This is a genomic window from Hyphobacterium sp. (assembly GCF_965217055.1).
In the GTDB taxonomy this organism is placed as follows: Bacteria; Pseudomonadota; Alphaproteobacteria; order Caulobacterales; family Maricaulaceae; genus Hyphobacterium.
Window position 1 is genome coordinate 527,932 of sequence record NZ_OZ244227.1, and the last position, 24,886, is coordinate 552,817.

A 24,886-nucleotide genomic window follows, 5' to 3' on the forward strand; every position below is an offset into this window, starting at 1 on the left:
GACCTAGCCTCCTTGAACGCTTGCCGCGGCCCGGCCGCGCGGTCCGTGAAAATACTGCTGAATCCAAGGATGGGAATGCTGTTCCAGTTCCTTGATCGGCGCAACAGCGGCCACGCGCTTGTCAGCCAGAACGGCAACGCGGTCGCAAATTGAATACAGGGTGTCGAGATCGTGTGTCACCATGAAAACGGTGAGGCCGAGCGTTTCCTTCAAATCCCGAATCAGCATGTCGAATGCAGCCGCACCGATCGGATCGAGCCCGGCCGTCGGCTCGTCGAGAAACAGGATTTCGGGATCGAGCGCGAGCGCCCTGGCCAGGCCCGCGCGCTTGCGCATACCACCGGACAATTCGGCCGGGAATTTCGGTCCCGCCTCCGGCCCCAAGCCCGACAAGGCGATTTTCATATCGGCGATTTCCACCATCAGCCTGTGCGGCATTTTCAGATGCTCGCGCAGCGGCGCCATCACGTTTTCGCGGACCGTGAGCGAGGAGAACAACGCGCCGGCCTGGAACAGAACACCCCAGCTGGATTCGAGATCGCGGCGGTCAGCCGATGCCATGGCGTTCAGCCGCTGGCCGTTGAAGAAAATTTCGCCGGCATCGGGACGCTTGAGGCCGATGATCGTGTTCAGCAGGACCGACTTGCCGCTGCCTGACCCGCCGACGAGGCCCAGAACCTCGCCCCGACGGACCTTGAGATCGAGCCCGTCATGAACGACATGCGATCCGAAGGCGGTGCGCAGACCGCGAACTTCGATGATGACGTCATCGCTCATATGTCGAGCTCCAGATACATCATGGCAAAAATGGCATCGACCACGATGACCATGAAAATGGACTGCACCACGGACGCCGTGACGCGCCGGCCGAGGGATTCCACGTCGCCGCCAACCTGCATGCCCTGCTTGCAGCCGATGATGGCGATGATGAGACCGAAGACGGGTGCCTTCGACATGCCGACCCAGAAATGGCTTGCGGTGATGGCGTCATTCATGCGCGAAATGAAGAAACCCGGCGAGATGTCGAGTGTTGCCCAGCTGACCATCATGCCGCCGAAGATGCCGGCCATCATGGCGCCGAAGGTCAAAAGGGGAGCCATCACGACACAGGCGACGACGCGCGGGATGACGAGCGCTTCATAGGGGTCGAGGCCGAGCACCCGCATGGCGTCGATTTCCTGCTGCATCTTCATTGAGCCGATCGCCGCGGTGAACGCGGAATCTGACCGCCCGGCGAGCATGATCGCGGTGATCAGCACGCCGAATTCCCGCAAGACGGATATGCCGACGAGTTCGACCGTGAATACGGCCGCGCCAAACGTCTCGAGCAGGTTGGCGCCCATGAAGGCCACCACGGCACCGATGAAAAAGGTCAGAACCGCGATGATCGGTAGCGCGTTCACGCCGGCCTCTTCCATGACGTAGAAGGCAGGCGTCCAGCGGAATCGGTGCGGGCGGACCAGCAGTGAAGCGAAAGTGGTGATGGTGCGGCCGAAAAAGCCGAACGTGTCGACGGCTTCCTGGTAGAAAGCTTCCAGGCCGGCACCGATGCGCTCGAAAGCGCGAACGAAGCCATAGCGTTCTTCCGGCGCGTCGGGTTCGCAATCGATGGCGCGCTCGATCAATTCTATGATCAGCCGCTTCGCGGTCGGATGTTGGCCGCGGAAATGCCAATCGGCAGCAGGGCTTGCGCATTGCTGGATCGTTCGTCCGAGCAGGAATGCGCCTGCGGTATCGATCCGTCCGACCTGCGACACATCGATCACGACGAGACCCGCATCATAGCTGGATTCGATCCGCTCGATCTCGCGGTAGACAGGCGTGACATTGCTGATCACCCAATCGCCGTGCGGGGTGACGATAATCTGACGTCCTTCCTCGCGGACGTTGATGTCGGCAGCGCTGTCAGACGCCATGGTCACTCCCCCTCTCCGTCCTAAAAAGCGAATCGGTCGGATTCACGGAGTACGCACACGCAACATTAACATTGCGCAAAGCCCGCCGGCCGCCGCCGGAATGGCCATGAACGCAAAGCCGCCGGTTCCGAAGACATGATAAAGCGGGCCCGACAGCGCGCTGGCCGCTGCCAGCGCGATACCGCCCGACAAGGCCGAATTGGCGGCCTGGGTGCTGGCCTGCAGGCGATCGGGTGCGTTATCGGCTGCAAATCGCAAAATGCCGAGATAGGCGGAGGAAAACGTCAAGGCATGCGCCAGCTGCAGGGCGAACAGGACGCCCAGCGGCGGTGCCAGTGCCGTCAACCCCCAGCGCAGGATGGCGGCGACGGCCGCGATCTGCATAAGATGACCGGGCTCAAGACGCCGCAGAAACCGGGCGGTCGCTGCGAGGAAGACAATCTCGGCAATCACGCCGGTCGACCAGAGCAAGCCGACGGTTTCCGGCGCGATCCCTTGCGCCTGCCAGCTGAGCGCTGAAAATCCGTAATAGAAACCGTGACTGGACTGGATCAGGGCCGACGCCGCCAGCGCCAGCAGAAACGGCCGGGTCAACAGGAGCTTGAACGGGATCGGTTCGGGCCCGGCCTTCGACCTCGCATGTTGGCCGGGCGGAAGAAAATAGCTGGTGGCAATGGCCAGAGCCGCGCCAACGGTCATCCAGACAAGGGCGGCCTCGCCGCCAAAGCGGCCGATCAGCGCTCCCGCACCGATATTGCCGATGATGAATGTTGCAGATCCGACCGCACGCTGCGGCCCGAAGGCAAATCCTTCCTTGCGCGAGGACCAAGCGGCAAACGCATCCATGAGCGGAATCTGGCCGCTGAACAATGCGCCGGCGACCGCGGCCAGAACTGTCAACAGGATCGCATCGCGAAACGGCGCCATGAGCAGAAATCCGGCCAGGCCGGCCCAGGCGAAACCGATGACGGCATCCCGGCGGCGGCCGGCCGTGTCCATCCAGGCCGCGCCGACCGGTGCCAGGATCGTACGCCCGATCATGCCGCCGGCCAGTGCCAGGCCGATCAGCTCGGCCGACAGGCCGCGGGTCTCCAGCCAGACCGGAAAATATGGAAGGAAAGCCCCGAATGCGAGATAGAAAGCGCCGTATTGCGCGGCAAAGCGGAGGCCCGCAGGATGAATGATCCGCCCGTCCATTCCCGCCGCGATAGCCGGTTCCGCGTCAAATGGGAAGCCTGTTGTAATCACGGCTTTGCAGTGCGGTTCCGCGCCGCTAGGTTCGCCGCGGATCAAAAAGGTGAACACTGTTCATGGACCGCGCACTCGCCGATATTTCACGCAATCCGGATGCAATGCTCGCGCCGGAAGGCGAGACGCGAAGCCTGCACCGGCGACGGGTCTTGCTGACCGGATACCGTTCGCATCCGCATGTCGGCGGACAGGGGGTGTACCTGCGAGAGCTTGCGATCGGTTTGCGCGATCTCGGGCACAAGGTGACCATTGCCTCGGGACCGCCCTATCCGGATATTCCGGACGGTGTCGAAGCCATCGAGTTTCCGTCACTCAACCTGTTCGAAGAAGACAATGCACTGCTGGCGCTGCGCTGGAAGCACCTGTTTTCCCGCGCCGATCGGTCGGAATGGCTGGCGCACAATACGGGTGCCTTTGGCGAGCTCAAAGCATTCGCCCAGCGTCTCGAAGACTGGCTGGCGGACCACGCCGACAGATTTGACGTGGTGCACGACAACCAGACACTGGCCACGCCGTTTCTGACGATCAATCGCCGCATACCGGTGGTGGCAACGATCCATCACCCGGTTGCGATCGATCGCGAATTCGCCGTCGCGGGGGCCCGGAAGCGGATCGACAAATGGCTGACGCGGCGCTGGTACGGTTTCACAGCGATGCAGGCCCGCACGGTCAGGGAATTGCCTCATCTGCTGGCGGTTTCCGATGCCGCACGCGCCAGCCATGCGACGCATTATGGGATGGCACCTGACAAAACCGTCGTGGCGTTCAACGGCATTGACCACGACGTGTTCCATCCGGACGCCGGAACGCCGCGCGAAACCGGGCTGATTGCCGCGACCGCCAGCGCCGATGTGCCGATCAAAGGTCTGGACGTTCTGATGACCGCCTTCATCTCGCTGGCGAAGCGCGATCCGGCTGTGCGACTGGAACTGATCGGCCAGCTTCGCGACGGGGCGGCCAGGTCGCTTCTCACCGAAGCGGGACTGCTTGACCGCGTGACGATGCGTTCGGGGGTGAGCCGCGAGGCGATCGCCGACCTTTATCGCCGGGCCAGCGTGGTGGCCTGCCCGGCCCGGTTCGAAGGCTTCGGCTTTCCCGCGGCGGAGGCCATGGCCTGCGGGGCGCCGGTCGTTGCCAGCGATGGCGGTGCGCTGCCCGAAGTCGTCGGCGAAGCCGGGCGGATCGTCCCGGCCGGCAATGCCGCCGCGCTCGAGCACGCCTTGCTGGCGGTTCTTGCAGATCGGCAATTGGCCGCTGACATGTCCCATGCCGGCGCGATCCGCGCGCGCGAACTGTTCAGCTGGCGCAACCATGCGCTTGCCGCAAGCGCGCTGTATGAAAAGGCGATTGCCGCGTGCTGACGATCGATCTGGACCGGCTGCACCTGGCGCCAGGCGACCGGGTGCTAGATCTCGGCTGCGGGCGGGGCCGCCATACGCATGCGCTCTACTGGCAGGACAGGCCGGTGCATGTCACCGGGCTCGATCTGTCGGAATCTGACGTGATGGCGACGGCCAACGGGTTCTTTGATCTGCCCCCGCCGCCGCAGTCCGAACAGCGTTCCGGTACGCTGACGGCGGGCGACGCCCATCGCCTGCCGTTTCGCAACGATGCCTTTGATGCCGTGATCTGTTCGGAAGTTCTCGAGCATGTCGGCGATCCGGACGGGGTGCTGCGCGAAATCGACCGGATTACAAAGCCCGGCGGAAAGGTGGCGCTCTCCGTGCCGCGTTACTGGCCGGAATGGATCTGCTGGAAGCTGTCGCACGGCTACCGCAACACGCCGGGCGGTCACGTCCGCATCTTCCGGCACGACCAGCTGCATGCGGCTGCGCGGCGCGCAGGATTGCGCCAGACCGGCCATCATTGGGCGCATGCGCTGCACAGCCCGTACTGGTGGCTGCAATGTGCGGTATGGGACATTCGCGAGGAGCACGGGCTTGTCCGCGCCTACCGGCGCTTCCTCGAATGGGACCTGCTGAAAGCGCCGGCGCTGACACGCGGCCTCGAGACACTGCTCAATCCATTGATGGGAAAGAGTGTCGTCATGTATTTCGTGAAACCGGTATGAGCACCCTGATCGACATCGCGGCAGCGGCCGACCGTATCGAAAAGCTGCAACAGGACGACGGCGCAATCCCCTGGATCGAGAGCGGCCTGTGGGATCCGTGGAATCATGGCGAGAGTGCCATGGCGCTCGCGATCGCCGGCCGCGAGACGGCTAGCGAACGCGCCCTGACAGCGCTGTTTGACCGGCAGGAAGTGGATGGCGGCTGGATTGGCGAGCTGGGCGCAGGCGTGCCACTCGACGACACCAACCGGCACCTCGTCGTCAACGCCCCGGCGACGGCGCGCGACACGAATTTCATCGGCTATGCAGCGGTTTCGGTGTTGCGCTGTGCGCTGGCACTGGACCGGCCGGACTGGCTGACGCGCTTTGGCGAGCCGGTGCGGCGTGCGATCAGCGCCGTGTTGTCCTGTCAGACCAGCGAAGGCGATATTGTCTGGCGACAGCCGGACGCTGGCGAAAGCCTCGATGGCGTTGATTCCCTTCGCGCCGGCAATGCCTGTCTTTACAAGAGTCTCGAGTGCGCCATCCGGATCGAGCGCCTGCTGGGCGGGAAAACCGGCGATCTGGCTGCGGCGCGCAGCCGGCTGGCGCAGGCGCTGCACGACAAGGACTGGCGCTTCGACCGGAAAACCACCGACCGCCGCCGCTATGCGATGGACTGGTACTACCCGGTCCTGTGCGGTGTTCACACGCTCGAGGAATCGCGTTTGCGGCTGGAGGCCGGCTGGAAGCGGTATGTCGTTGACGGGCTGGGCTGCCGCTGCGTCGCTGACGAGCCGTGGGTCACGGCGGCGGAAACCGCGGAGCTGGCAATTGCCTGCCGGGCCGTCGGCTGGACCGCCAAAGCGCGCAAGCTGATTACCGACCTGGAACCGCTCTCGGCGCGCACGGGCGGCTACTGGATGGGCTGGCAGTTCGAGGAAAGCATCCTGTGGCCGCAAGAACGCCCGTCGTGGACATCCGCCGCCGTTGTCCTGGCCGCAGATGCCATTGAACAGCTGGCTCCGGGAAGCGATCTGCTGGTCACCGCGCTCGCGCGGCACTCCGGGCTTAGAGACGGCGCAGCACCTCAAGCGTCCTGATCCGCTCGACCGGCTCAAACGCGTCGGACGCGACGGCCTGTTTCCACATTTCATAGGGTGGCCGACCGCCATCCTCGGGATTTGGAAACACGTCATGGATGGCGAGAATGCCCCCCGGCGCAATCTTCATCGCCCAACCGTCATAATCGGCCTGTGCGGCCGGCATGGAATGCCCACCATCAATGAAGACGAAGCCGAGCGGCGTCGACCAGTAGCGCGCAATGTCCGCTGATCCGCCGACCATGGCGATGACCCAGGGCTCGAGCCCGGCGGCGAGGACGTTTCGGCGGAAAGACGGCAGCGTGTCGACGGCGCAGGCAACCTCGTCATAGAGGTCGGGATCGAAATACTCCTCGCCTTTCTGGTGTTCTTCCGAGCCGCGATGGTGGTCGATTGAAAACAGGCGCGTGCCCGCCTCTTTTGCCGCCGTTCCGAGATAGAGCGCTGACTTGCCGCAATAACCGCCGATTTCGAGAAATGGGCCAAGGTGGGCCGTTGCAACCGCATATCGGGCGAGTGCAGTACCTTCCTCGGGATCGAGAAACCCCTTGATCGACTGTGGGTCGGTCAATGGCCTAGCTGGCGGCGGTGTCGCGAAGGGCGCGGCGGCGTGCGGCCAGCGCATCGGCTGCTTCGCTCAAGCGGCCGGCCGCGAGTTCGAGTGTGCCGATCTCCGCAAATAGACTGTCATCGATTTCCAGCGTCCCGGCCACCGCATGAAATAGCGTGATCGCCTGGCGCGTGTCGCCGATGGCGCGTTCCAATGCAGCAATGTCGCCGCCCAGCGCCGACTCGGTAAGGCCGGTCTCGGCGAGAACGTCTTCGCTGGTGCCGACCAGCGCAATGACCATGGCCGCTGCCTCGGCCAGATCGGACCGCGCCTGCTCCAGAATGGTGCTGCTGTCCGCGCCTTCCAATCCGGCTGCGGCATAATAGACGTCGATCCGATGCGGCCGCTCTTCGTCGCGGCGACCCGTGAACAGCATGCCCGTCAGGCGCTGTACGGCCGCGCCGTGTTCCTCGGCGACCCAGCCGGCTTCATGAAAATGTTCGTCGAAGGCTTCGGCCTCGCGGCGCAGCGATTGTTGCGCCATCGGGAGACTGGAAGCGCCGGAAACAAATCCGCTGGATCCCATCGGCGTCGCCACGCAGGCAGACAGCCCGGCCATGCAGGCACAGATTAATCCGATACGAACCATCACGTCTCCAACCCAAACAGATACGGCTTTTATGCAACCGTTTTGCCAACAACGTATTGCCAGCACTTGCCCCATTGCTACTGTGCGACGAGAAAGCCTTGTTTTGCAAGGCCAATCAGGGTGGATTGTCTATTGCAGAAGCGTGAAAACCGTCGCGAATACTACCCTCCGATAGAACCTTACCGGACGTTTCGCCTTAAAGTTGGAAACGGGCACGACCTGTATGTCGAGGAATGCGGACGCAAGGATGGGCTTCCCGTCGTCGCCCTGCATGGCGGACCCGGTGGCGGTGCCAGCGCGCAGATGCGTCGTTTTTTTGATCCCGAGAAGTACCGGATCGTGCTGTTTGACCAGCGCGGCTGCGGCCGTTCCAGGCCCCATGCATCGCTGGACAACAATTCGACGTGGGATCTGGTTGGCGATATCGAGGCGATCCGCAACGAGCTGGGCATCGATAACTGGGTGGTGTTCGGTGGTTCCTGGGGCTCGACCTTGTCGCTGGCCTATGCCCAGAGCCATCCGGATCGCGCCCTTGCGCTGGTCCTAAGGGGCATTTTTCTCAACACCCAGGCCGAGCTCGACTGGTTTTACCGGGATGGCGCCAACCGCCTTTTCCCCGACGCCTGGGACAAGCTGGTCTCGCGCTTGACGGAAGCGGAGCGCCATGACGTGCTGCAAAGCTATCATGACCGGCTCATGCAGTCCGATGTCAGGGCACGCCGCGATGACGCGATCGCCTGGGCGGACTGGGAGACCTCGCTGATCTCGTTCGCCACGTCGGAACCGCCGGCGGCCAAGCATCCGGAACGCGCCGACGCGATTGCCCGGATCGAGACCCACTACTTCGTCAACAAGGGTTTCTTCGAGAGCGACAACCAGCTGCTGGAGAACATGTCCCGTATTGCGCACATTCCCGGATATATCGCGCAGGGGCGGTATGATGTGATCACGCCGCCGCACTGCGCCTGGGAGCTGGCGAAAGCCTGGAACGGCAATGCCCGGCTCGAACTGATCTCCGATTCCGGGCATTCCGCCGGCGAGCCCGGCACGATCGACGCCCTCGTCCGGTTCACGGACGAGGTCGCCGAGCGTTTCGGCTAGCCGAGGCCGAGCAGGCTGTTGAGATAGCCGCCGGTGAAGCGTGCATCGAGGCCGAGCAGAAGCACGATGCCGACCGCGAACGGCACGATGTAGCGCATCATGATATGGAAGAAGGCGAACATGCCGTTGGAGGCGTGTTGCATCTCCCCGCGGAGCAATTTCTTCGGAACCACCCAGCCGACGAAGACAGCGATCAGGAAGCCGCCGAAGGGCAGCAGTATCTCGCCCGACAGCACGTCGACAAACTGGCCGGCAAAATCCGACGACCAGACGGCACCTGCCCCGATCATGAACGCGAAGCCGCCGAGCAACCAGGCAATCTGCGGCCGCCCGAAATCGGAATGCTCGTCGATGAAGGCGACGGTCGCCTCGAGCAATGAGATCGAGGAGGTCAGCGCCGCAATGAAGGCGAGGAAGAAGAAGGCACCGCCGATGAAATTGCCGCCCGGCATGCCGGCAAACACGTTCGGAAGCGCTTCAAAAATCAGCCCCATGCCAGCGGCCGGGTCGACACCGAAGGCGAAGACGATCGGGAAGATCATCATGCCGGCGATCAGCGCCACCAGCGTGTCGGCGCTGGAAATGATGATCCCGGAAGAGGCGATGTTGGTATCACGCGTCAGATAGGAGCCGTAGGTGATCATGATGGCCGAGGCGACGCCAACCGAGAAGAAGGCCTGTCCCAGCGCGGAGACAAAGGTCCCGCCATCGACCTGCGAGAAGTCCGGGCGGAACAGATAGGCAAAGGCCTCACCGGTCGCACCGCTCTCCAGCCCGGTGATGACGGCGTAGATGGTCAGGCCGATGAGCGTCAGGAAGAAAATCGGCATGAGAATGGTAACGACGCGTTCGATGCCGCCCTTGAGCCCCTGCGAGACGATCAGAACGGTGATCAGCATGAACAGGGCGTGCCAGCCCAAACCCCACCAATTGGAGCCTGAAAACGGCATGCTTTCCTGGCCGAACCCGCCGGCAAACCCGGCCGCTGAGAAAGCCATCACCTGGCCGGCGATGACGGAATAGGTGGTCAGAACGAGGAAACCACCGGCCATGCAGACCCAGCCGACAAAGGACCAGTTCGCCGACCGGCCGGCGTCCTGTGCCATTTTCCGGGTCGAGGAGACCGCGGATTTTTGCGCATGACGGCCGATCGCGAATTCCGACATCAGGACCGGCAGCGCGATAAATGCCACGCAGGCGATATAGATGATGACAAAGGCAGATCCGCCATTGGCGCCCGTCTGAAACGGAAATCGCCAGAGATTACCCAGACCGACGGCCGAACCGACCGCAGCCATGATAAAGGCAAATCGCGAAGACCACTGGGCGTGACCCACAGCTCCAGCCATATTCATTCTCCCCATGTTATCAGGCGGACTCCCCCGCCCGTGTTGGCGCGGAGCCTTCCCCATCCTTCAATCAGGGTCAACATTCTCTAGCCGTTAGCCGAACAGGCCGGCACCGCGCGGCGGATCGGCATTGCGGTGAATGTGCGCGCCGAGAATCAGCCCGAAACCGAAAAGCACGGCCATCATCACCGTGCCGCCATAGGAAATCAGCGGCAGCGGTACGCCGACCACGGGCAACATGCCTGTCACCATGCCGACATTGATGAAGATGTAGAGCGCGAACGTGGTGACGATGCCCATCACGGTCAGCCGCAGGAATACCGATTTGCAGGATGCGGCGATAGCCACGGCATTGGCCAGAACGAGCGCATAGACCGCCAACACGGCGAGCCCGCCAACAAGGCCGAATTCCTCCCCCAGAATGGTGAAGATGAAATCGGTCTGCTTTTCCGGCAGGAAGTTCAGCTGCGTCTGCGTTCCTTCCACAAAGCCGCGCCCGGTCAGGCCGCCTGACCCCAGCGCGATCTTGGACTGAATGATGTGATAGCCGGCACCTTGCGGGTCGGCTTCCGGATTGAGGAAAGTCAGGATGCGCTGTCTCTGATAGTCCTCGAGGCCAAACCGCAGGAAGGCAGGAATCGCAATCGCGGCTGCAATCGCTCCGCCAATAATGATGCGCCAGCTCAAACCGGCGAGAAAGACGAGCGCGCCGCCGGTTACGGCGACGAGCACGGCTGTACCGAGGTCCGGCTGGTTGAGGATGAGCGCCACCGGCGCTCCTATCAGCAGGGCCGGCACGAGCAGTCCGTAGGGCGAATTGACCTTGTCCGGCGGCAGATCGTGATAAAAGCGCGCGAGCGCCAAAACCTGCGCGATTTTCATGATCTCGGATGGCTGCATCCGGACCGGGCCGAGATCGAGCCAGCGTTGGGCGCCATTGATCGTGACGCCGACCACTTCCACGCCGACGAGAAGCGCCAGCGCGCCGAAATAGATCGGATAGGCCATCCCCATCCAGAATCGCGGCGGGAACAGGGCCACGGCCAGCATCACCGCGATACCGACGCTGAAACGCGCAAAATGGCGGCTGGCCCAGGGATCCCACTGTCCTTCCGCCGCCGAATACAGCATCGCCACACCGACACCGCCGAGCAAAAGCAGGAGCAACACCACGCTCCAGTTCAGCTCGAACAGCTTTTCCTGAAAGGTGCGAGGGACGGTTTCGCGGAAGACAGCCATCAGGTCGGCTCCCGTCCGCTATCCATCGATACAAAGGGACCGGCAGCGGCCGGGTCGCGCTCGATCAACAGGCGCAGGATGTCGCGCGCCGGGCGGGCCGCCGCGCGTGATCCGCCACCGCCATGCTCGACAACGGTCGCCACGGCGTAGCGCGGGCGGTCGGCCGGCGCATAACAGACGAACATGCCGTGATCGCGCAGCCGCCAGGGCAGCTCGTCCTGTGTCCGGACGCCCGCTTCACGTTCTTCGGTAGAGATCGAATAGACCTGTGCGGTACCGGTCTTGCCGGCCATCTCGACACCCGGAATTCCGAGTCCGCCCAGCGAGTAGTGAGAGGTGCCGCCGGGCTCGTGCACCACGGCACGCAACCCGTCGCGTACCAGCGCTAGATTGTCGGCATTGACTGACAAGGGTTCGCCGCGATCGATCGGCTGGTCGCGATAGAGCCGAGGCGAAACCGACCGGCCGGAGGCCAGCCGTGCGGTCATAAGCGCCATCTGCAAGGGCGAGGTCAGCATGAAGCCCTGCCCGATGGCCGTAATCAGTGTTTCACCCTGCGTCCAGGGCTGGCCATAGCGCGAGAGTTTCCATTGCGGGTCCGGCACGATGCCGCGCGACACGCCCGCCAAGCCGATGTCCGGCGCGCTGCCGAGGCCGAAGCGACGCGCGGCTTCGGCAATACGCTCTATGCCGAGCCTCTGCGCGATCTCGTAGAAATAGACGTCGCAAGACGTTTTCACCGCGTCGCGGAGATTGACGCGGCCATGCCCCTGGCGGCGCCAGCAGTGAAACTCGCGGTCTCCAAACGGGATGCTGCCAGTACAGGTGAAGCGATCGCTCGGCCGCACGATGCCGGCGTCGAGCGCGGCGAGCGCGACCACGGCCTTGAAGGTCGAGGCCGGCGGATAGGTGCCTTGCAGGGCCTTGTTGTAGAGCGGCCGGTACTGGTTCTGGTTCAAAGCGTTGAAATCGGCCTGGGAAATGCCGGTCACGAACGCGTTGGGGTCGAAGCCGGGTGTGGAAACGAGCGCCAGCAAGTCCCCGTTCTCGACATCCATGGCGACGGCCGCCGCGCTTTCGCCTTCGAGCCGCTCATGCGCAAAGCGCTGCACGTCCGCATCGATGGTCAGCGAAACATCCTCGCCCGGTGTGGCCGGTATCGACTGGTCCGGCAGTTCGCGGATCACCCGACCGAACGCATTGACTTCGACCTTGAGCGAACCGCGCTCGCCGCGCAGCGTGTCCTCGCGGGCGCGCTCGACGCCGGTGCGGCCGACCCTAAAACCGGGATGGCGCAGGAGCGGATCATTGCCGGCTTCGGATTCAGGCGCCGGCTGCACATAGCCGAGAATGTGAGCGAACGCGGTGCCATTGGGATAATTACGGACCTCGACGACTTCCGGAATGATGCCAGGCAGGTCGGGAGAGTGCAGATTGATGGCGGCAAAGCTGCGCCAGTCGAGATCGTCGCGAATGGTCACCGGGCGGAAGCTGACCGACCGGCGGATATTGGTGAGGATGCGCTCACGCTGTGCAGGCGTGATCTCGATGATCTGTCCCAAACGGTCGAGGGCGGCTTCGACATCACCAGCCTGTTCGGGGATCATGACAACCCGATAACTGTCGCGATTGTCGGCGACGGGCACGCCGAAACGGTCGAGAATTCGGCCGCGCGACGGCGGAGTCAGCAGGAAATTGAACTGGTTGTCTTCGGACAGCAGTCGGTAACGCTCGGTCTCGACCACCTGCAACTGGTGCAGCCGCGCGCCAAGCGCCGCGAAGGAAAAGGCACCGCCTGCGCCCATCATCAAGGCACGCCGGGTAAATTTGAGCTGCTGTTCCTGGCGATCGGATTTCATCGCGTCACGACCCGAATGCGCCGCGCAGATTGCGGCGGCGAATGAACAAGAGGGCTATCAGTGGAAACATCAGGCCAGATGCGACCGACTCGATCAAGAGCGGCCGCACCGGTGCCATCTGTCCGATGGCAAAGCTGCCGGCCGCCCAGGCGACCGGAACGGCGATCACCAGGGTCACCAGGAATCGGATCCAGACCGGGCCGATCTCGCGTGTTGGGCCGTCCTCGTCGCGGTTCCGCGTGATCGTCATGGAAACCAGGTATGCCAGCGCCCAGACGCCCATCACGCCGCCGGACAGTACGTCCTGCAATATGCCGATGATGAAGATCACGATCGGCGGAATGAAGCGCGGCCGGATGGTCGACCAGATAAACAGGGTGATCAGCGGCAGCATCGGCATCAGGTCGGGGCCGCCGGCGATCCGCAACGGGGCGGCGTAGAAGGCCAGCGACAGCATCAGGCTGATCACCGCCCAGATCATCAACCCGTAGGGCGGCCGCGACTCCATGGACGGCCTCATTGCCCGGCCTCCACAGTCTGGCTTTCTTCCTCGCCTGCCGATCCGGCCGCTTCAGGACCGACCTCATTTTCTTCCGGAATGCTCGGCAAGGGAATTTCCGGCGCTCCGACGGGCTCGTATGGGAAGACCCAGACGAAGTCGATCGGCGCCTGGTCGGAAAACAGGCGGACGCGCCAGCGGCCCTGCCGGTCGCGCTGTGCCAGGCCGATCGGCAGACCACGCGGCATGCCGCCGTCATCGCCGGAGGTCACGATGCGGTCGCCGTCTTCCAGATCGGCATCGCGTGCGAGAAATTCCAGCCTCGGAAAAGGCGAGTTGTCTCCGATCAGGACTGCACGGGCGTTCGACCGGTCGGCCATCACAGGAATCCGGCTGTTGAGATCCGTCAGCATGAGGACCCGCGACGAGACCTCACCGGTCTCCACGACCCGGCCGATCATGCCGTAGACGTTGAGCACGGGATCACCGTCCTCGACGCCGCGCCGGGCCCCTGCACCGATCAAGCGGGACTGAACAAAGGGGCCATCCGTATCGCCCAGCGTCCAGGCACCGACCCGCGCGCTGGTTGCGGGCGTGTCGACATTCAGGGCCTGTTCGTAAAGCTCGAGCTGATCGCGCAACTGCATGGCAAGATCGCGCCAGTAGCGGGTCTCGTCGAGCCGCCGGCGCAATTCGGCGTTCTCGTCCGCGAGGCGGGCCTGGTGGCGCCAATACGGACCGATATTGCTGATGCCCCGGACCGGCGCGGCCGCCAGATCCAGCAATGGCGCAGAAAGATCGGTGACGGTGGACCGGATTGCGGCCAGAACCGGCGGACGCGATTGCGGCCGGTCGAAAGCGATCAGAATGACGGTCAGGATAAAGAGCGCGACCGTCAATGTCCGCGAAAAGCGGACATCGCCGTCGTCATTTCGCCTGGAGGATCCGCCGATCGCCAAGGCGATACTCCTTTGTGAAAAGTTCGAGGATTAGACTGCCTCGGACAGGATAGGCCGCCAAGTCCTAAGGTTTTCTACCGCCTTGCCGCATCCCATGACGACGCAGGACAGCGGCTCGTCTGCGAGGCTGACAGGCAAGCCGGTGCGCTCACGCAGTTCGGTATCCAGATTGCGCAACAACGCGCCACCGCCCGTCAGAACGATACCCTTGTCGACGATGTCGGCGGCCAGTTCCGGCGGCGTCGCTTCCAACGCCTGCTTGACGGCTTCGACAATCTGCTCGACCGGCTCGGACAGCGCGTCGGCAATCATCGCCTCGGTCACCGCGATCTCCCGCGGAACGCCATTCATCAGGTCGCGGCCCTTGATCTCGAGCGACAGCCCCTCGCCTTTCGGCGGCGGCATGGCGGAGCCGATTTCCTTCTTGATCCGTTCAGCCGAAGTCTCGCCGATCAGGAGGTTCGCGGAGCGGCGGATATAGTTGATGATGGCTTCGTCCATCTTGTCGCCGCCAACGCGGACGGACCGGGAATAGACGATGCCCGACAACGACATCACGGCCACTTCGGTGGTGCCACCCCCAATATCGACGATCATCGACCCGGTCGGCTCGTCGATCGGCAGACCGGCGCCGACGGCCGCCGCCATCGGTTCGTCGATCAGATAGACCTTGCGGGCGCCGGCAAGGCGGGCAGATTCGTGAATCGCGCGGCGCTCGACTGCCGTGGCACCCGACGGCACGCAGATCACCACCTGCGGCGACACGAAGCTCTGCCGGTTGTGAACCTTGCGCACGAAATAGCGGATCATTTCTTCGGCGACGTCAAAGTCGGCAATCACGCCGTCGCGCATCGGCCGGATTGCCTCGACATTGCCCGGCGTCTTGCCCAGCATCATCTTTGCCTCGGCGCCGACAGCCTGGACGTGCTTGCGCCCTTTTTCGATCTTGTAGGCGACGACCGACGGTTCGTTCAAAACGACGCCGCGGCCTTTGACATAGACCAGCGTATTGGCCGTTCCGAGGTCGATGGCGATGTCGGCCGATAGGAGTCCGAAGACACTGTTGAACATGAGCGCGCGTTGTTTCTGCGGCCGCCGGAATGGCGACCCTGTTGTCGTGAGCTTCCCTTGTGCGACGGTGCCGCCCGGATTGCAAGCGCGGCTTTGCAGCCACGCGTCAAGTCTCTTCTTCGGTTGCCTCCGGGGTTTCCTCCGGGTGTGGCAAACGGCGTCGCGCGACCAGCATGATACCGATCCAGACCGCCAGTGCGGCGACCAGCAAACCGCCTGCGAGCAGGAGGTTTTGACCCGACAACAATGTCAGCAGGCTCTGCCCGGTGAGCCCGACCACGAGGATTTTCGGCGCTGTGCCAAGCGCCGCCCCGGCGAGGAAGGCCCAGAACGGCGTTCGCGACGCGCCGAACGCCATGTTGACGACAATGAAGGGACCGGACGGGACAATGCGAACGAAAGCACTCGCGAACAGGCCGTTGCGGCCAACAAATTCGGCGGCCCGATTCATCCAGTCGCCGCCAAAACGCTTGAGCAGGTCCGCGCCGAAACCGCGGCCCATCCAGAAATTGGCCGAAGCCGAACACAGCGTCGCGATCCACGCATAGGCGAAACCGTAAACCGGTCCGAAGGCAACCATTGTTGCCGCCATCAGCACGAATTGCGGAGCGCCGAACAGCGACATGAGAACATAGACGAGAATGGTCAGTGGCAGCGCATACCATTTGCTGGCCGTCGCGGCGAAGACCTGGCCGAGATCGTCGGCACTGGCATCTAAGAAGACCTTGCCAAAGACAAAGACCATGCCCACCGAGGCCAGCAGCATCAGCGAGACCATGGCGGCGCGCTGGGCCCGCGCGTCCATGTTCAGGATGAAATTCACAAAGCGGTTCATGAGTTAGGCCGAGGGCGTTTCAAGCCGCCCCAATATCATGCCGGCGGCTGCGATCAATCGTCTGCTCCACGCGGGCGAGCCTCGGGATCGCGCTCGCCTGCCGCAATCCGCGCCAGTTTGGAGCGCTGACGCGCCAGAATCGTCAATTGCTGGTCGAGCACTTTCAGGATTTCGCGCGCTTCCTGTTCGTCGATCTCGCCGGGCGAACGCTCGGTCTCGCTCAAGGAATCCATCAAAGCCGCGATATTGCGGGCATGACGGCGGCTGGCCTCGCCGGCGAGGGTCAGCCAGTTATCGTCATCGGATTGGTCCAGGGGCATGAAAATGCCGCCCGCAAGGTAGGCCAAATCCTTGGCTGCCGCCGTCGCGCCGGTCGCCTCTGTCAGCCGTGCCACACGGGCAAAGGATATCTCGTTGCTCGAATCCGGGTCGGCCAACGCATAGACCCGCGTGCGCGACAGTTCGAGCAACTCCATTACGGCAGGAACACCCCCGGCTTCCTCGAACAGGGCGGCGACCACGGATTTCGGGTCACCATAAGGCCGTTCCTTGACTGGCTTGAAAGCCATTCGACTCGCGCTCCCGTCCGTTTTGCACTGCGGCAAACCTAGTCAAAACGCGCGAAGTCGCAAGCAGGCGGTGCTACTCGGCTGCGTCTGCGTCCGGCGGCGTGTTCACCGTTCCGGTGTCGAGCACATAACGCCAGCCCGTGTCGGTCAGACGCCATACGGAGACGTAATCGCCGGTGGCCACAGGATCACTGGTGCGCTCGCCGTCAGGGTGGAAACTCCAGTCACCATAGGTCACCGCGAAATCCCCGGCCTCGCCGGCATATCCGCCTCGCGGCGCCCAGTGCAGCAAGCCGGTGGCGTTCTCGCGCGACGCGAATATCGCATCGCGGCCGACGATGTCGTCGCGGTTCGGCTGGATCAGTCGCGCATCTTCCATCGCGTAGAGGAGAAACCCGGCCGCGATTCCGTGTTCCGCGGCATAGGCGGCGAATTCGCGGTCGGCTTGCAGGGCGGCCTCGATCGCGGTTTCCGCGTCCTGCATTCCAGACATTGCAAGCAGCCCGGCGCCAATCAAAGACATGTTCATGGTGTTCTCCCCAACTTGTCGAACGCCAGTATCAGCTGCCGTCGCCGAGCCGGGAAATCACGATGTCGATATCAATCTGTCCGTCCTGAAAGGTCAGGCGTGGCCGGCCCGTCATGCGGTTGCGGAACCAGGTGAGCTGGCGCTTGGCATAGCGGCGGCTGTCCTGCTTGGCTTGGGCAATGGCGTCATCCGTCGACAACTCGCCGCTGATAGCAGCGACAAGCGGCGGCACACCAATGGCCTTCATCGCCGGCAAGGCTGAATCGAGCTTGCGGGCCGCCAGGGCTCGCACTTCGTCGATCGCCCCCGCATCGATCATGCGATCAAAACGCTGCTCGATGCGCCGGTACAGCTCGGCGCGGTCGATATCTACTACGAATCCTGTCCAGTCACCCGGCGACAGCAAGGGCGTCGTCTTCGCCTGAAAGGCGGAAATCGGCTGGCCTGTCTGAAGGCCGATCTCGACGATCCTGCGGATGCGCTGAAGATCGTTGGCTTCAACGCGGGCGGTGGCATCCGGGTCAAAGCGGCGGGCTGTTTCGCGCAGCTTTTCGTCGCCTGCGGCGGCAATGGCGTCGGCGCGCGCTCTTGTCTCGCTGGATATTTCCGGCATTGCAGCGAGGCCCTGCGTCAGCGCCTCGAAGTAGAGGCCGGTCCCGCCCACCAGAATCGGACGGCGGCCGCGCGCGCGGATCTCGCTGATCCTGTCGAGGGCTTCGCGCACCCACCAGCCGGTCGATGATCGTTCGGCGGCGTCGCAAACGCCGAAGAGATGATGGGGAATACCGGCCTGTTCACCGGCATCCGGGCGCGCCGACACGATCTGCAGATCGGCATAGAGCTGCATGGAATCCGCGTTGATGATCTCGCCGTCGACCGTCTTAGCCAGCGCTATCGAGAGGCTGGTCTTGCCCGACGCGGTAGGGCCGGCCAGAAGAATGACGGGTGGATGCGCCCCGTTCACCGGCGGATCGAGTGAAAGACGAACTGGCCGCCGCGATTGAGCTGGAAGAGCGCGACATCGCCGTCATCATACTCCTCGAGCAGGGCGGTGGCGTCTGCCAGCGTTTCCACGCGGGTGTAGGCAATCTCCTCGATGACGTCGCCGGCACGCGCCTTGCCGGCCGCATCGCTCAACGGGTCAACCGCGACAATGAGCACGCCTTCCGCATCGGGATGGACGCGATAGCGCCGCCGCGAGGCCTGGTTCAGCTCGGCCAGGGTAAGGCCGAAAATCTGGTCGGTGACCGTTTCATCATTCTGCGTGGTCGTGGTGCCGGTGGCCTCGGGGCGTGTTTCAGCAAGACGCGCAATGGTCACGCCGATCGTGCGGGTATCACCGCGGCGCAGCACTTCGATCTCGACATTCCGGCCAATCTCGGCCTCGGCCGCCAAGCGGGAAAGCACACGGTCATCGGCGATCTCGAAGCCATCAAAACGCAGGACAATGTCGCCGATCTCGATCCCGGCCGCGGCGGCCGGGCCGTCCGCCGCCAGATTGCGCACCAGCGCGCCGCGCGGACGATCCAGGCCGATGCTCTCGGCAATCTCCGACGTCACGCGCTGGGCGCTCAGACCAAGATAACCGCGCCGGGTCTCGCCATACTCGATCAGCTGGCCGACCACGCGTTCGGCGATGGTCGAGGGGATAGAGAAGCTGATCCCGACACTGGTTCCCGTCGGCGAGTAGATCAGCGTGTTCACACCGATGACATCGCCGTCGAGATCGAACAGCGGGCCGCCGGAATTGCCGGTATTGATGGCCACATCGGTCTGGATGTAATCGTCGTACTCGCCGCCGATATCGCGACCGCGAGCGGAGATCACGCCGGCGGTCAGCGAGCCGCCGAAGCCGAACGGGTTGCCGATCGCGAAGACCCAGTCGCCGACACGCGCTGCATCGGAATCGCCAAATGCGACGGCCGGAAAATTCTCTTCCGTGGAAACGATCTGCAGGACGGCAAGATCGGTGACCGGGTCGCGGCCAACAAGGTCGGCCGGCAGGGTTCGCCCGTCGACGAGCGTGACCTCGATCTCGTCGGCGCTTTCGATGACGTGATTGTTGGTGACGACGATTCCGGCGGGATCAATGATGAACCCCGACCCCAGCGAATTGGCGATACGGGGTGCGTCACCGAAGAATTCGTTGAAGCGTTCGAGCGGCGAGCCTTCCGGGAAATCCGGCAGTTCGCCCTGATCGTCGCCCATGCGCTGGGCGGTAGAGATATTCACGACTGCCGGCGACAAGCGCTCGTTGAGATCCGCGAACCCTTCCACGGGAAACCGCTGCGCCACCGCCTCGGCAGCGATGAAAGGGATAAGCAGGAACACAGCGAGTACGCGCATCAGGATCTCCGCAAATTCGTCATCATCGTCATGCCGCGAAGCGCACGGGAGGGCAAGCTGGCTGACGAATTCGTCATAAATGTGGGCAGCCGCCGCGCTAGAGCATCCGCTGCGCGAGTGCGACCATTGCGACGCCCAGGGTGAGTGCGAACAACCCGGCCAGACGCAAAGCGCCGGCCGGGCTGTTCAGGACTTCCGCCATCATACGCTTCATCGCACCCGGCGCTGCGGCGTAGGCTATGCCTTCGAACACCAACGCCAGTCCGATACCAAGCAGGATGTAGCCCAACATGCGGCGGCCTACTGGTCCCCGCGTTCAGCGCCGAAATACTCGAAGAACTCCGAGTCCGGCGGGATCACGATCGGCGTGCCGCTCTGGATGGCCGCCTCATAGGCGAGCATCGAGCGATAGAAGGCAAAGAACTCCGGATCGCGATTGTATGCCTCGGCATAGATCGCATTCCGGCGGGCATCGCCCTCACCGCGCAGCCGCTGGGCGTCCGCGCGCGCTTCGGCGCGGATGATCGTCGCGTCGCGATCCGCTTCGGCGCGGATTTCCTGTGCCACCTGTTCGCCCTCGGCGCGAATACCGGCGGCTTCCTGCTCACGTTCAGAACGCATGCGCTGGAAGACGCGTTCGGCAATGGTGGTTGGCAGATCGGCGCGCAGGATGCGGACGTCGATTACCTCGATGCCGAGATCCTGGGCATCGACCTGGGTTTCCACTGCGGTCTGGACTCGGTCCATCAGCGCCGAGCGTTGGCCGGAAATCACGTCATGCGACGGAATCGAGGCGATCACGCCGCGCAGGCTGTCATTCATGATCGAACGCAGGCGGCCACGGGCACCCTGCTCGTTGCGGACCGTCTGGTAGAAACGCAACGGGTTCGAGATGCGATAGCGCAGGAAGGCGTCGACGACGAGGCGTTCCTGGTCGGCGGCCTGGATTTCCTCCGGCAGCATGTCGAACTCGATATTGCGGCGATCGAAATAGGTGACCTGGGTGATGAATGGCGCCTTGAAGTGCAGGCCGGCCTCGTCATTGCCGATTGCGTTCACGACATCGACCGGATTACCGAATTGCAGCAAAAGCGCGCTGCGGCGCTCATCCACGGTGAAGACACTCTGTGACAGCACGATCGCGCCGCCGACAAGGATAATGACCACAACGGTCGAAAACAGGCGTCCCATTACTGACCTCCCTGCGTGCGGTTGCGGCCGAGCTGGTCAAGCGGAAGATAAGGCACCGCATTTCCTTCCTGGTCGAGGATGATCAACTCGGAATTGCCGAGTACCTGTTCCATTGTTTCGAGATACATGCGCCGCCGTGTGACATCCGGCGCCAGCGCATACTCGTCGTAAATCGCCACAAAGCGGTCGGCGTCACCCTGGGCTTCGGCGATCACCGAGTCACGGTAGGCCTGCGCCTGCTGTGTGATCTGGGCCGCTTCACCGCGGGCCTGCGGGATGACCCGGTTGGCGTGCGCGGTCGCATTCAGGCGGGCGCGCTCGGCGTCCTGGGCTGCTGAGTCGACGTCGCGGAAGGCGTCGATCACCGATTGCGGCGCCTGCGAGCGCTCGAGGTTGACCTGCAGGATCTGGATGCCGGCCTGGTACTCGTTCAGCGTCTCCTGCATCACTTCGCGGGTGCGCTGCGAGACTTCGGCACGCGCCGTCGTGATGATCGGCACGAGATCCGAGGTACCGACCACTTCGCGCATGGCGCTCTCGGCCACCGCGCGAACCGCCGATTCCGGATCGCGGACATTGAAGACGAAATCATCGATATTCGCCGTATCGACGCGCCACTGCACTTCGAAGGCGATGTCGACAATGTTCTCGTCGCGGGTCAGCATCTGGCTTTCCGCGATATTGTTGGCCCCGATGGAGATGGTTCGCGTCTCGGTGACATTCGGCAGCTCGACCGTCTCGATCGGCCAGGGCAGTTTCAGATTCAGGCCCGGCGGTGCCGTGCGCACGTAATCGCCGAAGCGCAGGACCACGCCCACCTGTTCGGGCTGGACCTGGTAGACCGCGCGGCCCGGCCAGATGATGACACCGAAACCGATGACCAGCGCAATGATGATAGCGCCGAATATGCCGCCACCGCTGCCGCCGGACTTTCCAGAGCGGCCGGAACCGCCACCGCCGAACATTCCGCGCAAGCCGTCCTGCAGCTTGCCGACCAGCTCGTCGAGATCCGGGGGTTCCTGACCGCCACGGCCACCACCGCCGCCGCCATTCTGTCCCCAAGGATTGTTGCGGTCACGACCGCCATTGCCGCCAGAGCCCCAAGGGCCGCCGCCGCCTCCACCTGCATTATCATTCCAGGGCATGTGGGAGTTTTCCTCCGCTAAATGGATATTGGGGCACTATCTGGACGCGTTCCGGTCCGGATTCAAGCGGAACGGGTGCGTCGTGTTTCCCCCTCAGCGCCGCTCGAGAACGCGAAACACGAAGGGATGGTCGTCATCGGGCCCGGCTGGGAAGGCTTCGCGGTGGATTTCTTTCCAGATATCCGGCGCAAACGGTTCGAGGAAGGCATCGCCTTCCGGCTCGGCCTCGACCTCGGTCAGATAGATGCGATCGGCGACTTGCCGCGTGTCGGCATAGATCTGCGCACCGCCAATGACGCAGACCTCTTCGACGCCATCCATGTCGGCCCGGATATGCGCTTCATCGAAGGCCGCACCGAGATCGCCGACGACGATGGCTTTTTCGGCGTGATAGCCGTCCGTGCGTGTCACAACGATGTTGGTGCGCCCCGGCAAGGGCTTGACCGGCAGGCTTTCCCAGGTCTTGCGGCCCATGATGACCGGCTTGCCCAGCGTGTTCTTCTTGAAGAGCTGGAGGTCCGATTTCAGCCGCCAGGGCAGATCGCCGCCCCGGCCGATGACGCCGTTCTTCGCGGCGGCGACGACGAGGGCCGTGCGTGTCACACGGCCACCGGGGCCGCTATCCGCGGAAGCGGGTCATACCCCTCCAGCGTGACGTCCTCGTATTCGAAGGCAAAGAGGTCGGTCTTGTCCGGATTGATGACCAGCTTCGGCAGCGCGCGCGGCGTGCGCGAGAGCTGCTCGCTCACCTGATCCATGTGATTGGTGTAGATGTGCGCGTCGCCGAATGTGTGGATGTACTCGCCGACTTCGAGCTCGCAGACCTGCGCCATGAGATGGGTCAGCAGCGCATAGGAGGCGATGTTGAACGGCACGCCGAGGAACATGTCTGCCGAGCGCTGATAGAGCTGGCAGGAGAGTTTCCCGTTGGCGACATTGAACTGGTAGAGCGTGTGACAGGGCGGCAGCGCCATGTTGGGGACATCGGCGGGGTTCCAGCCCGAAACGATCAGCCGGCGCGAGGCGGGGTTGTTGCGGATCTGCTCGATGATATTGGTCAGCTGGTCGATCTCGGTGCCGTCCGGACCTTCCCAGCGGCGCCACTGCTTGCCGTAGACGGGGCCGAGATCGCCGTTTTCGTCCGCCCATTCATCCCAGATCGACACGCCGCGATCCTGCAGCCAGCGCACATTGGTCTCGCCGCGCAGGAACCAGAACAGCTCGATGGCGATCGACTTGAAATGCACCTTCTTGGTCGTCAGGAGCGGGAAGCCCTTCGAGAGATCACAGCGCAGCTGGCGGCCGAAGACCGACAGCGTGCCGACGCCGGTGCGATCGTCCTGGCGGTCGCCATTGCGCAAGATGTCCTCGAGCAGATCGAGATAGGCCGCCTCGACATCCGATCCGCCGGAGCGGTCAGGCCGGAAATCGGTGATTTGTTCTGCATTCGCCATGACGCTGTCCTTCCAAGCGTACACTCTAGTGATTCGACTGCGCCCCCAGAACCGCGCGCTGCCGCCAATCCACAGATTCATGGAGCGGACGACGACCTTGGCGCGATCGGGTGATAAAAGGTCTAACGTGCCCGCTTCCGGGCGCGCCGAGGGGATGGAACGTGACCAAAAGCTGAATTCTGATTGCCGCCGTGCTGGCATGTCTGGGAGGGTCGGCCGCCGCGGCACAGATCGACGCGGCCCCGACACATCTTCTTGTCATCAACAATAATGATGGCGAACGCTATGCCATTCACATTGCGGGCGAGACGCCAGTTGCCGATTGCGAAGCGATTTGGGTCTATGCTGGTCGCGGGTCGCGAATTTACACGGTCATTGCGCGCGAGGACGGCGCGCGCGGATACCATCCGCAGATCTGCGACCTGGCCGTCGGAAGTGTCACGCCACTGACCGGTATTGCGGTCTACGATTCGCATGCCGGACTGGGGCCGAACGGGCGGGTGCTGACGGCCGCCCGGCAGGATGACGACACGATTGCCCTCGTGCTCATTGATCCGGGTGCTGAAACGATGAGCGTGCTCGACCGGCCGGGTGCACTGAATTCCGACCCGGACTGGTCGCCGGATGGCCAGTACTGGATCTATCGCTCGGATCGCGACGGCCGCATCAATCTGTGGCGCGAGCATATCGCAAGCGGCGAAACCATCCGCCTGACCGACAATCGAAGGCCGCTCGGCAGCCGCGGTTATGGCGGCATCGGTTCCGGACGGTTTTCGCCGGACGGACACTGGATCGCCTATTCATGCGTTGATGACGAAGCGCGCTCGCAATTGTGTCTGATGCGATCGGACGGACGCGACGCACAGCAACTGACCGATGGTGCGCGTCAAACCAATGCGATGTATCCGTCATGGCATCCGTCTGGGGAGCGCATCGTGATTGGCGCTGATGATGCGGACGCCGGCGAAGGCCGTTCCGCGCTGTTCGAGATCCGGCTGGCTGACGGGGAGATTTCGCGTCTCGCCGGGCAGCCAGAGGGCAGCAATCTCGGGGCGGTCTGGGCCGGCGAGTAAGGCCGGCGAACTGATCCGATGCCGCGTGGTCATCCACGACACCCTCTATGTCTTTGGGCGTTGGCGGCGATCGTGTACGCGTCAAATGGCGGACGGCTGGCGGCTCACTGGCGGGCTTCTGGCGTGTCGCTGGCGCCGTGCTGACGTG

Annotated in this window: 26 protein-coding genes; 5 read left to right on the top strand and 21 right to left on the bottom strand. The window is 63.5% G+C overall.

Annotation, left to right across the window (positions count from 1 at the left end; translation table 11 throughout):
- Positions 1-3: 3 nt before the first annotated feature.
- The 3 genes from ACOOFN_RS02635 to ACOOFN_RS02645 are packed head-to-tail and all read right to left on the bottom strand — an operon-like array spanning position 4 to position 3,113.
- Positions 4-777 (bottom strand): ABC transporter ATP-binding protein, encoded by a 774-nt coding sequence (locus ACOOFN_RS02635; RefSeq protein ID WP_420433401.1) that lies wholly within the window; start codon positions 775-777, stop codon positions 4-6.
- Positions 774-1,916 carry an MlaE family lipid ABC transporter permease subunit gene (locus ACOOFN_RS02640; protein WP_420433402.1) on the bottom strand — a complete coding sequence of 381 codons (1,143 nt, stop codon included), beginning with the start codon at positions 1,914-1,916 and terminating at the stop codon, positions 774-776. Before ACOOFN_RS02640 ends, ACOOFN_RS02635 begins: the two co-directional genes overlap by 4 nt.
- A 42-nt stretch (positions 1,917-1,958) precedes the next feature.
- The gene (locus ACOOFN_RS02645) at positions 1,959-3,113 is read right to left on the bottom strand and encodes an MFS transporter (protein ID WP_420433404.1); all 1,155 of its coding nucleotides are present in this window, start codon (positions 3,111-3,113) and stop codon (positions 1,959-1,961) included.
- Positions 3,114-3,226: 113 nt separating this feature from the next.
- Here ACOOFN_RS02645 and ACOOFN_RS02650 point away from each other — a divergent pair, with 113 nt between their 5' ends.
- The 3 genes from ACOOFN_RS02650 to ACOOFN_RS02660 are packed head-to-tail and all read left to right on the top strand — an operon-like array spanning position 3,227 to position 6,320.
- Positions 3,227-4,528: a glycosyltransferase family 4 protein gene (locus ACOOFN_RS02650; protein ID WP_420433406.1), complete on the top strand. Its 1,302-nt coding sequence runs from the start codon at positions 3,227-3,229 to the stop codon at positions 4,526-4,528.
- Positions 4,522-5,238 carry a methyltransferase domain-containing protein gene (locus ACOOFN_RS02655; RefSeq protein WP_420433408.1) on the top strand — a complete coding sequence of 239 codons (717 nt, stop codon included), beginning with the start codon at positions 4,522-4,524 and terminating at the stop codon, positions 5,236-5,238. Before ACOOFN_RS02650 ends, ACOOFN_RS02655 begins: the two co-directional genes overlap by 7 nt.
- Positions 5,235-6,320: a hypothetical protein gene (locus tag ACOOFN_RS02660; RefSeq protein WP_420433410.1), complete on the top strand. Its 1,086-nt coding sequence runs from the start codon at positions 5,235-5,237 to the stop codon at positions 6,318-6,320. The genes ACOOFN_RS02655 and ACOOFN_RS02660 overlap by 4 nt, the downstream gene beginning before the upstream one ends.
- On the opposite strand, the gene ACOOFN_RS02665 is transcribed toward ACOOFN_RS02660, so the two are convergent.
- Together ACOOFN_RS02665 and ACOOFN_RS02670 are read right to left on the bottom strand one after the other, a co-directional pair.
- The gene (locus tag ACOOFN_RS02665; RefSeq protein WP_420433412.1) at positions 6,289-6,945 is read right to left on the bottom strand and encodes a class I SAM-dependent methyltransferase; all 657 of its coding nucleotides are present in this window, start codon (positions 6,943-6,945) and stop codon (positions 6,289-6,291) included. The two genes, ACOOFN_RS02660 and ACOOFN_RS02665, sit on opposite strands and share 32 nt — an antisense overlap.
- Positions 6,896-7,519: a hypothetical protein gene (locus tag ACOOFN_RS02670; RefSeq protein ID WP_420433414.1), complete on the bottom strand. Its 624-nt coding sequence runs from the start codon at positions 7,517-7,519 to the stop codon at positions 6,896-6,898. The genes ACOOFN_RS02665 and ACOOFN_RS02670 overlap by 50 nt, the downstream gene beginning before the upstream one ends.
- Before the next feature lie 120 nt (positions 7,520-7,639).
- Between ACOOFN_RS02670 and pip the strand changes: the two genes are divergently transcribed.
- A complete protein-coding gene (gene pip / locus ACOOFN_RS02675; protein WP_420433416.1) occupies positions 7,640-8,620 on the top strand; it encodes a prolyl aminopeptidase in 981 nt (326 codons plus the stop codon).
- On the opposite strand, the gene ACOOFN_RS02680 is transcribed toward pip, so the two are convergent.
- From ACOOFN_RS02680 to ACOOFN_RS02755, 16 genes are all read right to left on the bottom strand, one after another.
- Positions 8,617-9,969 (bottom strand): sodium-dependent transporter, encoded by a 1,353-nt coding sequence (locus tag ACOOFN_RS02680; protein ID WP_420433418.1) that lies wholly within the window; start codon positions 9,967-9,969, stop codon positions 8,617-8,619. The two genes, pip and ACOOFN_RS02680, sit on opposite strands and share 4 nt — an antisense overlap.
- A gap of 93 nt (positions 9,970-10,062) precedes the next feature.
- Entirely contained in the window at positions 10,063-11,208 is a 1,146-nt protein-coding gene (gene rodA / locus ACOOFN_RS02685) for a rod shape-determining protein RodA (RefSeq protein ID WP_420433420.1), read from the bottom strand.
- On the bottom strand, positions 11,208-13,067 hold the full coding sequence (gene mrdA / locus ACOOFN_RS02690; protein WP_420433422.1) for a penicillin-binding protein 2: 1,860 nt from the start codon (positions 13,065-13,067) through the stop codon (positions 11,208-11,210). The genes rodA and mrdA overlap by 1 nt, the downstream gene beginning before the upstream one ends.
- Positions 13,068-13,071: 4 nt before the next feature.
- Positions 13,072-13,575 carry a rod shape-determining protein MreD gene (gene mreD / locus ACOOFN_RS02695; RefSeq protein WP_420433424.1) on the bottom strand — a complete coding sequence of 168 codons (504 nt, stop codon included), beginning with the start codon at positions 13,573-13,575 and terminating at the stop codon, positions 13,072-13,074.
- 8 nt (positions 13,576-13,583) lie between these two features.
- Positions 13,584-14,525: a rod shape-determining protein MreC gene (gene mreC / locus ACOOFN_RS02700; RefSeq protein ID WP_420433426.1), complete on the bottom strand. Its 942-nt coding sequence runs from the start codon at positions 14,523-14,525 to the stop codon at positions 13,584-13,586.
- 30 nt (positions 14,526-14,555) lie between these two features.
- Positions 14,556-15,596, bottom strand: coding sequence for a rod shape-determining protein (locus ACOOFN_RS02705; RefSeq protein WP_420433428.1), 1,041 nt, complete (start codon positions 15,594-15,596; stop codon positions 14,556-14,558).
- A 106-nt stretch (positions 15,597-15,702) separates the two neighbouring features.
- Complete coding sequence (locus tag ACOOFN_RS02710; RefSeq protein WP_420433430.1) at positions 15,703-16,431, bottom strand: TVP38/TMEM64 family protein; 729 nt, start codon at positions 16,429-16,431, stop codon at positions 15,703-15,705.
- A 53-nt stretch (positions 16,432-16,484) separates the two neighbouring features.
- A complete protein-coding gene (locus tag ACOOFN_RS02715; protein ID WP_420433432.1) occupies positions 16,485-17,000 on the bottom strand; it encodes a hypothetical protein in 516 nt (171 codons plus the stop codon).
- 73 nt (positions 17,001-17,073) lie between these two features.
- Positions 17,074-17,529 carry a YybH family protein gene (locus tag ACOOFN_RS02720; protein ID WP_420433434.1) on the bottom strand — a complete coding sequence of 152 codons (456 nt, stop codon included), beginning with the start codon at positions 17,527-17,529 and terminating at the stop codon, positions 17,074-17,076.
- Positions 17,530-17,560: 31 nt separating this feature from the next.
- A complete protein-coding gene (miaA, locus tag ACOOFN_RS02725) occupies positions 17,561-18,493 on the bottom strand; it encodes a tRNA (adenosine(37)-N6)-dimethylallyltransferase MiaA (protein WP_420433436.1) in 933 nt (310 codons plus the stop codon).
- Positions 18,490-19,875, bottom strand: coding sequence for a Do family serine endopeptidase (locus tag ACOOFN_RS02730; protein ID WP_420433438.1), 1,386 nt, complete (start codon positions 19,873-19,875; stop codon positions 18,490-18,492). The genes miaA and ACOOFN_RS02730 overlap by 4 nt, the downstream gene beginning before the upstream one ends.
- Before the next feature lie 97 nt (positions 19,876-19,972).
- Complete coding sequence (locus tag ACOOFN_RS02735) at positions 19,973-20,167, bottom strand: DUF2065 domain-containing protein (protein WP_420433440.1); 195 nt, start codon at positions 20,165-20,167, stop codon at positions 19,973-19,975.
- Between the two features lie 8 nt (positions 20,168-20,175).
- Complete coding sequence (gene hflC, locus ACOOFN_RS02740; RefSeq protein ID WP_420433442.1) at positions 20,176-21,066, bottom strand: protease modulator HflC; 891 nt, start codon at positions 21,064-21,066, stop codon at positions 20,176-20,178.
- Entirely contained in the window at positions 21,066-22,211 is a 1,146-nt protein-coding gene (hflK, locus tag ACOOFN_RS02745) for an FtsH protease activity modulator HflK (protein ID WP_420433444.1), read from the bottom strand. Before hflK ends, hflC begins: the two co-directional genes overlap by 1 nt.
- 93 nt (positions 22,212-22,304) lie before the next feature.
- Positions 22,305-22,814, bottom strand: coding sequence for a dihydrofolate reductase (locus tag ACOOFN_RS02750; RefSeq protein ID WP_420433446.1), 510 nt, complete (start codon positions 22,812-22,814; stop codon positions 22,305-22,307).
- Complete coding sequence (locus ACOOFN_RS02755) at positions 22,811-23,665, bottom strand: thymidylate synthase (protein ID WP_420433448.1); 855 nt, start codon at positions 23,663-23,665, stop codon at positions 22,811-22,813. Before ACOOFN_RS02755 ends, ACOOFN_RS02750 begins: the two co-directional genes overlap by 4 nt.
- A gap of 191 nt (positions 23,666-23,856) precedes the next feature.
- On the opposite strand from ACOOFN_RS02755, the gene ACOOFN_RS02760 reads away from it, so the two are divergent.
- A complete protein-coding gene (locus tag ACOOFN_RS02760; RefSeq protein ID WP_420433450.1) occupies positions 23,857-24,738 on the top strand; it encodes a TolB family protein in 882 nt (293 codons plus the stop codon).
- Positions 24,739-24,886: the final 148 nt, after the last annotated feature.